Raw genomic sequence first — 13609 nt, forward strand, 5'->3', positions numbered from 1 at the left:
ATATAATGGGGGGTTAGAAATTTGTCTGAACAATCGAAGCTTTATGATCAGGAACACCATGTGTTTAACCTGTGGGTGACCGAAGATCAAATGCCGACCATGCGTCTTAGCCTGCAGGCCAAGCAGACGCTGCACACAGAGCAAACACCGTACCAACATTTGGCAGTTGTGGATACGCTGCCTTATGGCCGGATGCTGTTTTTAGACGGCATTATTCAAACATCCGTAAAGGACGAATTTGTTTACCATGAAATGATTACCCACCCGGCCTTAAACACCCATGGGAATCCCAAACGGGCACTGGTAATCGGCGGTGGTGACGGGGGGACTATCAGAGAGATTATCAAATACCCCACTATTGAAAAGGCAACTTTGGTGGAAATAGATGCCCGGGTGGTAGAAAACGCCCGCAAATACCTGCCGGAAATCAGCTGTGCGTTGGACGATCCGAAAGTAGAAGTGCGCTATGAAGACGGCATTAAACACGTTCAAGAGCACAAAAACACTTATGACGTAATTTGTGTAGATTCTACCGATCCCATTGGACCGGCAGTAGGATTGTTTGAAAAACAATTTTATCAAAACGTCTTTGAATCGTTAACTGAAGACGGTATTTTTGTTGCCCAAACCGAATCACCCTGGTTTAACGATAAATTAATTAACCGCGTTTACAACACGATTTCTGATATTTTCCCGATAACCAGACTGTTTTTAGCTTATATACCCACTTATCCCGGTGGTATGTGGTCATTTACCATGGGCTCTAAAAAATACGATCCGTTAGAAATTGACGAAAGTAAGTTTCCCGGATACCAAACCCGTTATTACACTCCGCAGATCCATAAAGCCGCTTTTGTGCTGCCGCCCTTTGTAGCGGATATATTAAAGTAGAGGGGATCGATATGCTTCCAAATACCGAAAAATTAAGCGACTTTATGGGCAGCACTGCCGATTATCAAGAAGCGAGTATCGTACTGTTGGGTGCCCCGATGGATTTTACCACCAGTTTCCGCCCGGGCACCCGTCAGGGCCCACAGCAAATTCGCGCCGTGTCGTACGGCCTGGAAGAATACAGTGTTTATCAAGATAAAGACTTGGCTGATTATGCATACTACGATGCCGGGGATGTCGCCATACCTTTTGGTAACGTTGCTGCCGGCTTAAAAATGATTGGACAGGCCGTCGGTAAAATTCTTGACGATCACAAGTTGCCTATTCTTTTAGGCGGTGAACATTTGGTCAGCTTGCCGGCCATTGAACAAGCGGCGCAAAGATATCCGCGCTTGGCTTTAATTCACTTTGATGCCCATGCCGATTTGCGCGAAGAATACTTAGGCGAAAACTTATCCCATGCTACCGTCATTCGCCGGGCGATGGAATTCCTTGATGAAAACAGTGTTTATCAATTCGGCATTCGTTCAGGTACCAAGGAAGAATTTGCCTTTGCCCAAAAACATACCAATATATATATTGATCAACTGTTGGAACCTTTACAAAAAGTATTGCCCCAAATCCAAAACAGGCCGGTTTATGTCACCCTGGATATTGACGTAGTTGATCCGGCCTTTGCTCCCGGTACCGGCACCCCGGAGCCCGGAGGCTGTACGGCCAGGGAAATTATTCAGGCGGTAAACATGCTGGGGGGATTAAACCTTGTGGGTTTTGATCTGGTAGAAGTAAGCCCCACTAATGATCATGCTGATATTACCGCCATTTTAGCGGCAAAACTGGTGCGTGAGGTAATTTTGCAATTTGGCCGCAGAAGGTAATATCTTTTTCCTATCAATGGAAATTATAACTAATTCTGTCTTAATGAAGATATATGTTAAAATTTGCATAAATAAATAAAATTTAGTTTAAAATAATAATTGACAATAATCATGAGCTTTAGTATACTAGTCAATGTCAGCGCTAAAGATAGCTGATAAAAACAACCGAAGGGTGCTGTGGTGTAGTGGTTAACATGCCGGCCTGTCAAGCCGGAGATCGCGAGTTCAAATCTCGTCAGCACCGCCATTTTTATAAAAGCCACGGTAGCTCAGTTGGTAGAGCAGAGGACTGAAAATCCTCGTGTCGGCGGTTCGATTCCGTCCCGTGGCACCATTTTAAGCAAGCGGAAGTGGCTCAGTGGTAGAGCATCGCCTTGCCAAGGCGAGGGTCGCGGGTTCGAATCCCGTCTTCCGCTCCACTTGTCAACACGCTACCTAGCAGGCAGTAATAGGTAGTTTTTTTAACCAATATGCGGAAGTGGCTCAGTGGTAGAGCATCGCCTTGCCAAGGCGAGGGTCGCGGGTTCGAATCCCGTCTTCCGCTCCAAAAAAAAAATCCCCGGCATAAACCGGGATAAGGCTATTAAAGTGTTGACAAATTGTATTTTAGCATTTTCGACAAAAATCGTCAATATCTAAATATGTGTTTCAAGCGATAAACAGTTGGGTAAATAACATAAAATACTACTTGACTTACTGTAAAGTAAGTGATAAACTAAATACTGCTTGACAAGTGATAATTGCCGGAGTGGCGGAATTGGCAGACGCACAGGACTTAAAATCCTGGGGTGAGCGATCACCGTACCGGTTCAAGTCCGGTCTCCGGCACCATATATAACGGCGGCATAGCCAAGTGGTAAGGCAGAGGACTGCAAATCCTTTATCCCCAGTTCGAATCTGGGTGCCGCCTCCAAGTGCGTAAAAACCTCTTTGCAATAACTGCAAAGAGGTTTTTTATATATCTTAATCGGCCATGTAAAAACATCTTTTATTTGCAGGGTTTTATCTTTCAGGGTTGAATTATATAGCAGAATTATAATGACTAGAATAACAGCAAAGGAGCTGACCTTGTTGACTGAAAAATCTCGCCCCTTTTCAGTATTAAAAGAACTGGTAGAGAAAAATAAAATTGTCATCAATTTGGATACCCGCAAAAGCATTGATTATTATAATAAAAAAGCAGGGGAAGGAACTATTGAACTACCCACATATCTTAAAATTTGGTATCTAATTTCCAAAGTTTCCGGTTTGCTTTTATTAATAGGGATATTTTTTGCCTTTTTTCTAAAACCTTGGGTTAATGGAGTGCTGTTGTGTTTATTAGCTATTTACTTGCGGATTATTGCCTGGCGGCGGCTTAAAAATTATGCTTTAAGCGTCGTCTACCGGGAAGTGCTGCAATCGGAAGATGTTTTAAACAAATTATACCGCAGCAATGGCCTGACCATGAAAAACACGGTTACCGGAAAAACGGTGCGTTATCCTGAAAAATGGACGGTAGTGCTGCCCAAAGAAAAGCCTATTGTTGAAGAATAATATAATAATGGTAATCAAAATCATCACTCCTCAATAAATTAAGTATTAGGCTAGTTTGAGGGGTGTTTTTATGACTGAAAAACCTAACAAACCTTCCGCTGTGCCGCCAAAGCGGCGGTCTGATTGGCATTTATGGCTACTTGTTATTATTCTTCTGCTGGCTGTAATAGCCTTAGGCGGTTTGCTTTGGTTTTTTAGTTTTTGCCATAAAATAAGCCTTCAAGAAAACGTTGCGGAGTTTCAATATCAACCGGCCGAAAAAACCTGTATTTATTCGGCCGACGGGGTGTTGTTGGCGGAAGTATATGATCAGGATCGCTCTTATGTGGCGCTCGAGGATATTTCACCTAATATGCTAAAGGCAATTGTTGCCATTGAAGATCACCGCTTTTATCAACACATTGGGGCGGACTTTATCGGTACATTAAGGGCCTTGATGAAAAATATTGCCTCCGGACAGGTGGTGCAGGGAGGCAGCACAATTACCCAGCAGCTTGCCCGCAATCTTTTTTTAACTAACGAGCGTACCTATGAGCGCAAACTGAAGGAAATAGCCATTGCCATTGCTTTAGAAAGGAAATTCAGCAAAGATGAAATTTTAGAGATGTATTTAAACCAAATTTACTTTGGCAGCGGGTATTATGGTGTAGAAACTGCCGCCCAAAAATATTTCGGCAAACCGGCCAAAGAGCTTACCCTGGCAGAAAGCGCGTTGTTGGCGGGGATTCCCAACCGCCCGGTTGATTACGATTTGCATCATAATCTGCCGGCGGCTCAAAAACGCCAGCGGGTTGTACTGCAGCGCATGCTGGATTTACACATGATTAGCGATAGGGAATACCAAAGGGCTATCGAGGAAGAAATTAAAGTGCAAAAACCGCAGGTAAAGAATGACAACTACCGGCATCCGTATTTTGTCAGTGCCGTGATCAGGCAGCTGGAAGAACAATTTGGCCATGAACAGGTTTATCAGGGCGGACTAAAAGTGTACACCACATTAAATACCGAACAGCAGAATATAGCAGAAACTGTTTGTCAAAATAGCGTTAACAGTTTTGCCCAAAGAGGAATTAAAGCCAGTAATATTGCCCTGGTATCGGTTGTGCCGCAAACCGGGGCGGTAACCGCTTTGGTTGGCGGCACGGATTTTCAAGCCGACCAAAACAATATGGCATTAATTCCCCGGCAGCCGGGCTCCACTATTAAACCTTTGGTTTATGCTGCGGCACTGAACAGCAATATAATTAGTCCTTATTCGCAAATCAACGCCCAGCCGCGAGAATTTGCCGGTTATGTGATTAACAATCCTATCTCCTGGGGGGGCAAAACAGCCAGCGTGTCAGATGCCCTTCGCTATTCGTTAAATGTGCCGGTGGCAGAGTTGGTGAGCAAATTAGGTTTTGAAAAAACGGCGGCTTATATTCGGCGTTTTGGCATTACCACGGTGACTAAGAATGATCTTAATTACGCTGCCTTAGCTTTAGGCGGTATGTATTACGGCGTTAAACCGCTGGAGATGGCGGCGGCTTACGCAGTATTTGCCAATGACGGCCAATATAACCGGCCTTACTTTATTGAAAAGGTTGTAGATCAGAACGGCAAAATTATATATCAGCATCAAATAAAGCCCAAGCGGGTAATTAACGCCCAAACGGCCCGTGTCATGCACAGCTTTTTAGTTAACGTGGTGCAAAGGGGTACCGGCCGTTATGCACGCATACCGTTGGAAAGTGCAGGAAAAACCGGCACTACCGATCAAAACCGCTGTCTGTGGTTTGTGGGGTATACGAAAAATTTAGCTACCGCAGTATGGGTTGGCAACAGCGATAACCGGCCGGTTTATGGCGTGGCCGGCGGCGGCAGCGTAGCCGGCCCGGTGTGGCAGCAGTATATGCTTGCCTTACTTGATGAACACCCTATCGCCGAACCGCCGCCACCGTCATACCAACTGCCTCCGCCGCCAAAAGATACGGCAAATGTTACTGAACAGCTGCCGGAATCTAATACTGATGAAAATGCCGCTGAGGAAACAGGTGAGCAGCCCGTGCCGGCAAACGATACCGAAAACGCTACTGATGAAGAGCCGGAATCTAATAATGCTGAAAATGCTGTCGATGAGACAGAAAAACAATCCGCACCGCAGCCGGAATGGTTGCCGGAGCCCCCGGCTGAACAGTAACTGTTTTGTTTGTTTTAAAAACTTGGTTAACTTAAAAACCAAGTTTTTTCTTTTTATCTGCTGAAAAATGATTTTTTGACAGGAATATTCTTTTATACAGCGAAAAAATATAGGGTGCCAAATATTTATAAACGAGGTGATGTAAAAAGTATAAAATTTTTTAATTTTTGCGACTATAAGAAACAGGAGGAGAGTTTAAAACATGGAATACGGATGGCTGTCGATAATACCGCCTGTAATTGCCATCGCTTGCGCATTGATTACCAAAGAAGTTTTGCTGTCATTATTTTTAGGTGTTTTTTCAGGGGCCCTTATACTTGCCGATTATAATTTGCTTCATGCTTTTGAGGAAACAGTTGCCATTACCTTTAACGGTATGGCTGATCCGGAGTGGAACATTCCCATCTTAGCCTTCTTATTTTTACTGGGCGGCTTAACTGCCTTAGTTGCGGCCTCCGGAGGTAGTAGGGCCTTTGGTGACTGGGCCATGTCCCGCGTAAAAAGCCGCGTTGGAGCACAATTAGTTACATTGCTACTTGGTATTATTATCTTTATTGACGACTATTTTAACAGTTTAGCGGTAGGGCAAGTGGCCCGCCCGATTACCGACCGGCATAAAGTTTCACGGGCAAAACTGGCTTACATTATTGACTCTACCGCCGCACCGATTTGTGTTATTGCTCCGGTATCCAGCTGGGGTGCCTATATTATTACGATCATTGCCGAACAATTACATGCAGTCAATATTAACGGCATTCAAGCGCTGCCTGCCTTTGTAACCATGATTCCAATGAACATCTATGCTATTTTAGCTATTTTGATGGTGATAATTATTGCCGTTACCAACATTGAATTTGGGCCGATGGCCAAAGAAGAAAAGCGAGCCATGCTTACCGGCAAGCTTTACAATGATGCCATGGGTGAACCGCCCGGCAGTACGGATGTTTCTTTAGGTGCCGAGCGGGGTAAGGTTATTGACCTGGTACTGCCCATCTTAGGCTTATTTGTATTTACTATAATTGCCATGTTATATACCGGTGGCTTCTTTGGCCCTGACGGCGGAAGCATTATGGATGCCTTTTTAAATACCGCCGTTAGTATCTCCCTTGTTTACGGCGGTGTGATGAGTATCATCTTTTGCGCATTGCTTTACCTGCCGCGCAAGCTGATTAAACCAAGAGACTTTGCTCCCACCTTGCTGAAAGGGATGCAATCTATGGTTACCGCCATTATTATTTTGGTGCTTGCTTGGGCTATCGGCGGTGTTATCGGTGAACTGGGAACCGGTGAATTCCTGGCTTCCAAGTTCAGTGAATCGCTGCCTTACTATCTGATGCCGGCCTTGGCCTTTGCCCTTTCCGGAATTATGGCCTTTGCCACCGGTACTTCTTGGGGTACCTTTGGCATTATGCTGCCGATTGCCACACCGATGGCGGCAGCTGTCGGCGTGGGAACGGAATTTGTGTTGATGTCGATGGCAGCGGTACTGGCCGGCGCGGTATACGGTGACCATATCTCCCCGATCTCCGATACCACCATTTTGTCTTCCACCGGGGCAGGCTGTCATCACATAGACCACGTAAACACCCAGCTTCCTTACGCTACTACTGTGGCGGTAATCAGCTTAGTCGGTTACATTGTCATGGCCTTAACACAAAGCGTACTGGTCGGTTTAGGTTTCTCGCTGGCAGTGTTGCTACTTACCATCTTCCTACTTAAAAAACACAAACTGGAAGTCTCTCAAGATTTACACTTGCAATAACTAATCAAAAAGTGGTATAAAAAAATTGGACCTCCCTTTTAAAGGGGGGTCTGTCATTTCAACATACTTTAATGTCAGCGGGTGAGTTTTGAACATGAGTACTGAACGTTTATGGAAGTTTTTTGAGCACATCGAATGGACGGCTATTGCGGAAAAAGCGGCAATTATTTTGCTGATATTGGCGTTAACTTACTTTTTTATGCACATCCGGTATAAATTGATAAAAAGAATATTTTTGGTAACAAGACTGGATAAAAGCAAGGAAAAATCTTTAGAATCGTTGTTATTGTCTTTAACCAAGTATGTCATTTACATTATCGGCTTTTTATTAATTTTGCGCCAATTTACCGATATTACACCGATTATTGCCGGTGCCGGAATTGTCGGTGTGGCTGTCGGCTTTGGTGCCCAAAGTTTGGTAAAGGACGTTATTACCGGCTTCTTTGTCATGTTTGAGGATCAGTACCATGTCGGTGATTATATCGAAATTAATAACGAGGTTTCCGGCACGGTAGAAGAAATTGGCTTGCGCTTAACTACCATTCGCGAATGGTCGGGAAAGAAATTTTACATTGCTAACTCCGAGATCCGCACAGTGCGCAATTACAACCGGGAGAAGTTGCGGGCCATTGTTACTGCAACCTTTCCCTTTGAAGAAGACCCAACTTTAATCAGGGAAATGTTAGAAGACGTATGTGCGCAAATTAAACGCGACTTTTATGACGAACTCCTTGCCGATGAAAAGGGCAACTTAGTAGAGCCGCCCCAGGTATACGGTGTCACTGACATTGATCAAAACGACAAAGGGGGCACTTATACCATTGTCGCGCTTACCAAGCCCGGTTCAATTTGGTTGATAGAGAAAATGATCCGCGAGTATATCTGGATTAACAGTTATCGCCGTGGCATTAAAATTGCTTACCCCAGAAGAGTATATGAGCAGGCTGCAGAAGCAGATGCCGGTTCTGCAGATTAATGCTGCCTAATTATGCATTTTACAGAGAGTAATGATCATTAATTAGTCAATTGTGTTATAATGTATCTAAATTAAGTAATTCTTGGGGGGTTATCATTTGGAACGTGAACTGGCACTGGAATTAGTAAGAGTTACCGAGGCAGCTGCACTGGCATCGGCTCGTTGGCTGGGCCGCGGTAAAAAGGAAGAAGCGGACGATGCTGCCACTACTGCAATGAGAGCAATGTTTGACTCGGTGAACATCGACGGTACAGTGGTAATTGGCGAAGGCGAGATGGACGAGGCGCCGATGCTGTATATCGGAGAAAAGTTGGGCCACGGAAATATTTCGGTAGATGTGGCTGTGGATCCCTTGGAAGGCACCAACCTGGTGGCCAAAGGCTACGGCAATGCCATGTCGGTGGTGGCAATTACCGAACGAGGTAATTTACTACATGCCCCGGATATGTATATGGAAAAAATTGCTGTTGGCCCCAGAGCTGCCGGTAAAATTCACATCGACGACCCCATTGAACAAACCTTAAAGACATTGGCTAAAGTAAATCAAAAAACGATTAGTGACTTAACGGTAATGATTTTAGAACGGGAACGGCACAAACATATCATTGAAGCTGTCCGCAATGCCGGTGCACGGGTGCGCTTGTTTAGTGACGGAGATGTCGGTGCGGCCATATCAACTGCCATTGAAGGTACCGGTATTGACTTGTATGTAGGTATCGGCGGAGCGCCGGAAGGCGTAATTTCGGCAGCGGCTTTAAAGGCGCTGGGCGGTGAAATGCAGGGGCGTTTGGTACCCCAAGATGACAACGAGTATCAGCGCTGTGTGAGTATGGGCTTAAAAGATCCTCGCCAGATACTGTATATGGATGATATGGTTAAAGGTGACGATGCCATTTTTGCTGCCACCGGTGTTACTGACGGTGAAATGCTGAAAGGTGTGCGTTTTATTGGCAATGAACGGGCTGAAACCTATTCTATAGTGATGCGTGCTAAGACCGGCACCATTAGATTTATCAAAGCAGTGCACTACCTACCAAACAAACCGCACTTGGTAATGAAGTAAGCAATAAAAAAACTCGTACCACTGTTTTGGTGATACGGGTTTTTTATAATGCCTACAGTAATTATAAAACGGCATTGGGCAATATCATTTTTTGCTTTGGCAGGCATCCGCAAGATTTTGCGGAATGGGAATAAAACAGATGTTACCGCCGAGGAGGACTGTGCCGGTGCAAATATTTAAGTTTTATCTTATATTTATCAATCTACTTACCTTTGTTATGTTTGCAGTAGATAAATTGCTAGCCAAATATAAAAAATGGCGGGTGCCGGAAAGCCGCTTGCTGTTGGCTTGTTTAATCGGCGGTTCCCTTGGCGGTTTGTTTGCCATGCAGATGTTTCGCCACAAAACCCTCAACCCAAAGTTTAAGGTCGGCGTACCGGCAATTATTTTGCTGCAGCTGGCGGTAATGCTGCTGATTTTTAAATTGGCTTATCTTTGATTATTAGTGGCTAAGACTTATGATTTTTTTCTAAACCGTAACGCCAACTTTTTACTCCGCCGACTAGATTATTTACATCGGTAAAGCCTGCTTCAACCAGATAGGCTGCCGCTTTGGCACTGCGGTTGCCCGAACGGCAAATTAACACCAGCTTTTGATCTTGTTCTAACTGGTGTGCCCAATTTTCAATACTGCTTAGGGGGTACAAAACCGAACCGGGAATGTGTCCGCTGTTATATTCCTTTGGCCGGCGCACGTCAATCAACAGCACATCGGCATTATTATCCAGCAATTCTTTTAATTCTTCGGCGGTGATATTTGTGTAACCCAAGCTGCCGTTATTTTCGCTTACCGCACATGCCGTTATCAGCACTGTTAACAAAAGCAGAACCACTGCCGGCAGTACATAATTTCGGTGTTGAATCATTTCTTAAATGATGTCACCTCCATGCGTAGGTTACATCTATTTTAACATAACCTACCTGCAGGCCGGCGTGCTGATCCGTAAAAGAAACGTTACATATAGCTAAAGAAAACTAAAGCTTTCGGCAAGCCTAAAGACACAGGCGAAAGCTTTAGTTTTCTTATACTGTCTTCCTTAAATTATGATAGTAAGGTTAGCAATGCCCTTTGAATTAGCCGGCTAATCGAAAGCATAAGGTCAAATGACCTGGGCGCCACAAGTAACGTTGCGTCAGCTAAGAAACATCCTATCAGTGCGAATGTACAGGCATATATATAGCCTCTACGGTTGAAGGGTAATCAATAAAAATGTAGGGACGGTTTTGACCGTACCGCCAAGGAAACAGGCATTAATGAGAATGGGGCCCCAATAACCGACCGATAAAAAAGGGCTGCTGCACTGCGCGCCTATTCCTCCTTGTGCAACAGCCCCCCCTGGGTAAGATGTTAGCTCATGGAAGGTCTAAAGGTTTGGCATTGGGTTTCTCCAGAATTTTTAGCGGAACTGGTGTTGTTGCGATCTACTTCAATCATTGGTGCGTCACAGGTTACATTGCGGTTATATTGACATTCAGTTACCTTGCACTTGATAGATTGTGGCATCAAAATCACCTCCTTTACATCCGCTATTTTGCCAATTTTAACATAAAAATATTCTGCCCTATTTCGTTATCAGGATGAGGCAGTGGGCTATTGGAAGCATAAGCCAATATTGACAATCAATGTATAAAAGGATAAACTGATATATAAAAGGGATAGGCATTTCGTGGGCGCGAAATGCCTATCTGTTTTTTATATTTAATTTTCCCATTTAATGGCTAAAGGAGGCATAATGAACATGAAAAAAGTTGTTCTAACCAAACCGGTTTTTGATCAAATTGTTAAAAGCATTACCAATACCGATGAACGCAAAGAGCGAATTTTAGAGGAGTTCTTTCCCGAACCCTCTAGGGAACGCGAAGAAATTAAAGAAAAGTTGGAAAACTACATCATGCATATCGACAATTTGCTTAAAAATGCCAGCGTAACGGAAGATGGAGACAACAGCCTGCCATTTGTTATAATAAACAGTGAAGTGGAATTATTGGATACAGAAACTCAGGAATTATTTAAATTCCGCATTGTTTCCCCAATAGATAACGAAGTGCAAACTGACGATGTATCCTGTATCTCACCGCTGGGCAAAGAGTTGCTGTTGAAAAAACCGGGTGATAAAGTCCATGTTAACGCGCCGGGTGGAGATTTTGATTATCTGATACGATCAGTTAAATATCCGTTTACGTAGCGTTACAAAAGATAGGGGGTAAAGCAGCTGGCAACAATTCTAATTGTCGATGATGAAAAATTAATGGTTAAGGGGTTAAAGCGCAGTTTGGAACAAGACGGCTACCACACGCTGGTGGCTTATGACGGCGAAGAAGCCCTCACGGTATTTAACAAAGAAGCGGTAGATTTAATTATACTTGATATTATGCTGCCTAAAAAAAGCGGCTTGGAGGTTTGTCGGGAAATTAGAAAAAAAAGCGATGTTCCCATTGTCATGTTAACCGCAAAGGGGGAAGATGTTGATAAAATTGTCGGTTTAGAATTAGGTGCCGACGATTACATGACTAAGCCTTTTAACACTCGCGAACTAATTGCCCGGATTAAAGCGGTTTTGCGCCGCAGCTCAAAAACCGAGCAGAAAAAACCAACCGATAAGCTGCAAATTGGTGAATTGTTAATCGATATACCTAAGCGCAAAGTAATTCGGGGCAGTGAAGAAATCGAACTTACCGCTAAAGAATTTGAATTATTGAATTTATTGGCCCAAAACCCCGGGCGGGTTTACACCCGCGATAATTTGCTGGAAGTAATATGGGGAGCAGATTATTTTGGCGATTTGCGCACCGTTGATGTCCATGTGCGCCGCTTGCGGGAAAAACTGGAAAAGGATCCCCGTCACCCTGAATATGTACTTACCAAGTGGGGCGTAGGCTATTACTTTAAGGAGTACCGCCGATGAAATCAAGTATCCGCTGGAAACTGGCCGGTACATACTTAATATTTATTGTGGCCACAATGCTGTTGGCCGATTGGTTTGCTTACAGCACGCTGCGCTCGCACTACTTGCAAGAGCGCCAGCAAGCCTATCAAATTCACGCCAGTGTGGTGAGCACTTATGCCGCTGATGTTATCATTCAAGATAAGATGGCGCTGGCAACGGATGCTATACGGGATTACGGTAAACAAGTTGGTGCCCGGATACTGATACTCGATGCAGAGGGATTGGTGCTGAGTGATTCATTTAACGAAGATTGGGTCAGCGGACGCAAGCTATCACACCCGGAAGTACTGTCGGCCTTAGCAGGAAAAACCGCCGCCGGTGAACACCTTATTTCACCCAACGAATGGGTAATGTATATAGCAGTACCGGTAACAAAAGAAAAAGAAGTAATTGGTGCAGTAATGCTTTCCACGGATATTTCCGATATTGCGGTAGCGCTACACCAAGTACTCAAGCGGATGTTGATTTTATCGCTAATTGGCTCGGTTTTAGCCGGTATATTTGCCTTTTGGCTGGCCGAGAAGTTTACCCGCCCGGTGCAGGAACTGACTGCTGCCGTTAAACGGATTGCCCAGGGTCATTTAAAGCAAAAAGTGTCGGTGCGCAGCCAAGATGAACTTGGCCAGTTGGCAAAAGCTTTCAACACCATGGCTGAAAAGCTAATGACGGTTGATCGTTCCCGCCGTGACTTTATTGCCAACGCCTCCCATGAATTGAAATCACCGCTGTCTTCAATCAAGGCTTTGGCGGAATCTTTAATTTACAGTGATGAAAAAAATGTAGAGGTGTATAGAGAGTATTTAACTGATATCAACGATGAAGTTAACCGCTTAAACCGTTTGGTGCATGATTTGCTGCAAATGTCGCATATGGAAGCGGAAAACGTTATTGTGCATAAGCAAATCGAATACATTGATGTCATTATTGAGCAAGTACTGAGCTTAGTAAAAAAACAAGCTCAAGATAAGGGCATTATTCTTACTGCCAGCGTACAGGAAAACCTTGCCTGGGCGGTAGATAAAAACGTCTTAAGCTTAATTTTATTAAACTTAGTGGATAACGCCATTAAATATACGCCGGAAAATGGCGAAGTACAGGTTTTAGCCCACATTGAAGGGGAAAAGCTCCTGCTGCAGGTTGCCGATAACGGTGAAGGTATTCCGCCGGAAGACCTGCCCCATATCTTTGAACGTTTTTACCGGGTAGACAAAGCCCGCTCCCGGGAAACCGGCGGCACCGGCTTGGGCCTGGCAATTGTAAAGCAGGGGGTTGCTTTTTTAGGTGGCACTATCGATGTGCAAAGCGCACTTGGGAAGGGGACGGTATTCACCATTATTTTGCCGCCTAACTAAATTAAGCATAAAAACCCTTGTTTT

The 13609-nt window shown here is 44.4% G+C and carries 13 protein-coding genes and 6 tRNA genes; 17 read left to right on the plus strand and 2 right to left on the minus strand.

Going from position 1 to position 13609, the window contains the following annotated elements; genetic code table 11:
• Nucleotides 1-90: 90 nt before the first annotated feature.
• The 14 genes from speE to ACZ5NG_RS01770 all read left to right on the plus strand — a co-directional run bounded on the left by speE (nucleotide 91) and on the right by ACZ5NG_RS01770 (nucleotide 9724).
• Nucleotides 91-891, plus strand: a complete 801-nt coding sequence (speE, locus tag ACZ5NG_RS01705) for a polyamine aminopropyltransferase (protein WP_464253094.1) — start codon at nucleotides 91-93, stop codon at nucleotides 889-891.
• Nucleotides 892-902: 11 nt separating this feature from the next.
• Nucleotides 903-1769, plus strand: a complete 867-nt coding sequence (gene speB / locus ACZ5NG_RS01710; RefSeq protein WP_464252293.1) for an agmatinase — start codon at nucleotides 903-905, stop codon at nucleotides 1767-1769.
• A gap of 171 nt (nucleotides 1770-1940) precedes the next feature.
• Nucleotides 1941-2016: transfer RNA gene (locus ACZ5NG_RS01715), tRNA-Asp, on the plus strand.
• 11 nt (nucleotides 2017-2027) lie between these two features.
• A tRNA-Phe gene (locus ACZ5NG_RS01720) sits at nucleotides 2028-2103 on the plus strand.
• A 10-nt stretch (nucleotides 2104-2113) separates the two neighbouring features.
• Nucleotides 2114-2188 (plus strand) — tRNA-Gly (locus ACZ5NG_RS01725).
• 53 nt (nucleotides 2189-2241) lie between these two features.
• A tRNA-Gly gene (locus ACZ5NG_RS01730) sits at nucleotides 2242-2316 on the plus strand.
• Between the two features lie 195 nt (nucleotides 2317-2511).
• A tRNA-Leu gene (locus ACZ5NG_RS01735) sits at nucleotides 2512-2600 on the plus strand.
• Between the two features lie 8 nt (nucleotides 2601-2608).
• Nucleotides 2609-2682, plus strand: a tRNA-Cys gene (locus ACZ5NG_RS01740).
• A 158-nt stretch (nucleotides 2683-2840) separates the two neighbouring features.
• Nucleotides 2841-3305 (plus strand): hypothetical protein, encoded by a 465-nt coding sequence (locus ACZ5NG_RS01745; RefSeq protein ID WP_464252294.1) that lies wholly within the window; start codon nucleotides 2841-2843, stop codon nucleotides 3303-3305.
• A 70-nt stretch (nucleotides 3306-3375) separates the two neighbouring features.
• Complete coding sequence (locus tag ACZ5NG_RS01750) at nucleotides 3376-5484, plus strand: transglycosylase domain-containing protein (RefSeq protein ID WP_464252295.1); 2109 nt, start codon at nucleotides 3376-3378, stop codon at nucleotides 5482-5484.
• A gap of 202 nt (nucleotides 5485-5686) precedes the next feature.
• On the plus strand, nucleotides 5687-7246 hold the full coding sequence (locus tag ACZ5NG_RS01755; RefSeq protein ID WP_464252296.1) for a Na+/H+ antiporter NhaC family protein: 1560 nt from the start codon (nucleotides 5687-5689) through the stop codon (nucleotides 7244-7246).
• Between the two features lie 94 nt (nucleotides 7247-7340).
• Nucleotides 7341-8222: a mechanosensitive ion channel family protein gene (locus ACZ5NG_RS01760; protein ID WP_464252297.1), complete on the plus strand. Its 882-nt coding sequence runs from the start codon at nucleotides 7341-7343 to the stop codon at nucleotides 8220-8222.
• A 97-nt stretch (nucleotides 8223-8319) separates the two neighbouring features.
• The gene (gene glpX / locus ACZ5NG_RS01765) at nucleotides 8320-9285 is read left to right on the plus strand and encodes a class II fructose-bisphosphatase (RefSeq protein WP_464252298.1); all 966 of its coding nucleotides are present in this window, start codon (nucleotides 8320-8322) and stop codon (nucleotides 9283-9285) included.
• A 166-nt stretch (nucleotides 9286-9451) separates the two neighbouring features.
• Nucleotides 9452-9724 carry a DUF1294 domain-containing protein gene (locus ACZ5NG_RS01770; protein WP_464252299.1) on the plus strand — a complete coding sequence of 91 codons (273 nt, stop codon included), beginning with the start codon at nucleotides 9452-9454 and terminating at the stop codon, nucleotides 9722-9724.
• Between the two features lie 10 nt (nucleotides 9725-9734).
• Here ACZ5NG_RS01770 and ACZ5NG_RS01775 read toward each other — a convergent pair whose 3' ends face one another.
• Entirely contained in the window at nucleotides 9735-10151 is a 417-nt protein-coding gene (locus ACZ5NG_RS01775) for a rhodanese-like domain-containing protein (protein WP_464252300.1), read from the minus strand.
• Between the two features lie 482 nt (nucleotides 10152-10633).
• Nucleotides 10634-10789: a DUF1540 domain-containing protein gene (locus ACZ5NG_RS01780; RefSeq protein WP_464252301.1), complete on the minus strand. Its 156-nt coding sequence runs from the start codon at nucleotides 10787-10789 to the stop codon at nucleotides 10634-10636.
• Nucleotides 10790-11024: 235 nt separating this feature from the next.
• Between ACZ5NG_RS01780 and ACZ5NG_RS01785 the strand changes: the two genes are divergently transcribed.
• Genes ACZ5NG_RS01785 through ACZ5NG_RS01795 form a run of 3 tightly spaced genes read left to right on the plus strand, consistent with a single transcriptional unit; the run spans nucleotide 11025 to nucleotide 13585 of the window.
• Nucleotides 11025-11471: a GreA/GreB family elongation factor gene (locus ACZ5NG_RS01785; RefSeq protein ID WP_464252302.1), complete on the plus strand. Its 447-nt coding sequence runs from the start codon at nucleotides 11025-11027 to the stop codon at nucleotides 11469-11471.
• 42 nt (nucleotides 11472-11513) lie between these two features.
• Nucleotides 11514-12191 carry a response regulator gene (locus ACZ5NG_RS01790; RefSeq protein ID WP_464253095.1) on the plus strand — a complete coding sequence of 226 codons (678 nt, stop codon included), beginning with the start codon at nucleotides 11514-11516 and terminating at the stop codon, nucleotides 12189-12191.
• The gene (locus ACZ5NG_RS01795; RefSeq protein ID WP_464252303.1) at nucleotides 12188-13585 is read left to right on the plus strand and encodes a sensor histidine kinase; all 1398 of its coding nucleotides are present in this window, start codon (nucleotides 12188-12190) and stop codon (nucleotides 13583-13585) included. The genes ACZ5NG_RS01790 and ACZ5NG_RS01795 overlap by 4 nt, the downstream gene beginning before the upstream one ends.
• Nucleotides 13586-13609 lie beyond the last annotated feature (24 nt).

Source organism: Desulfovectis peckii (genome assembly GCF_055391705.1).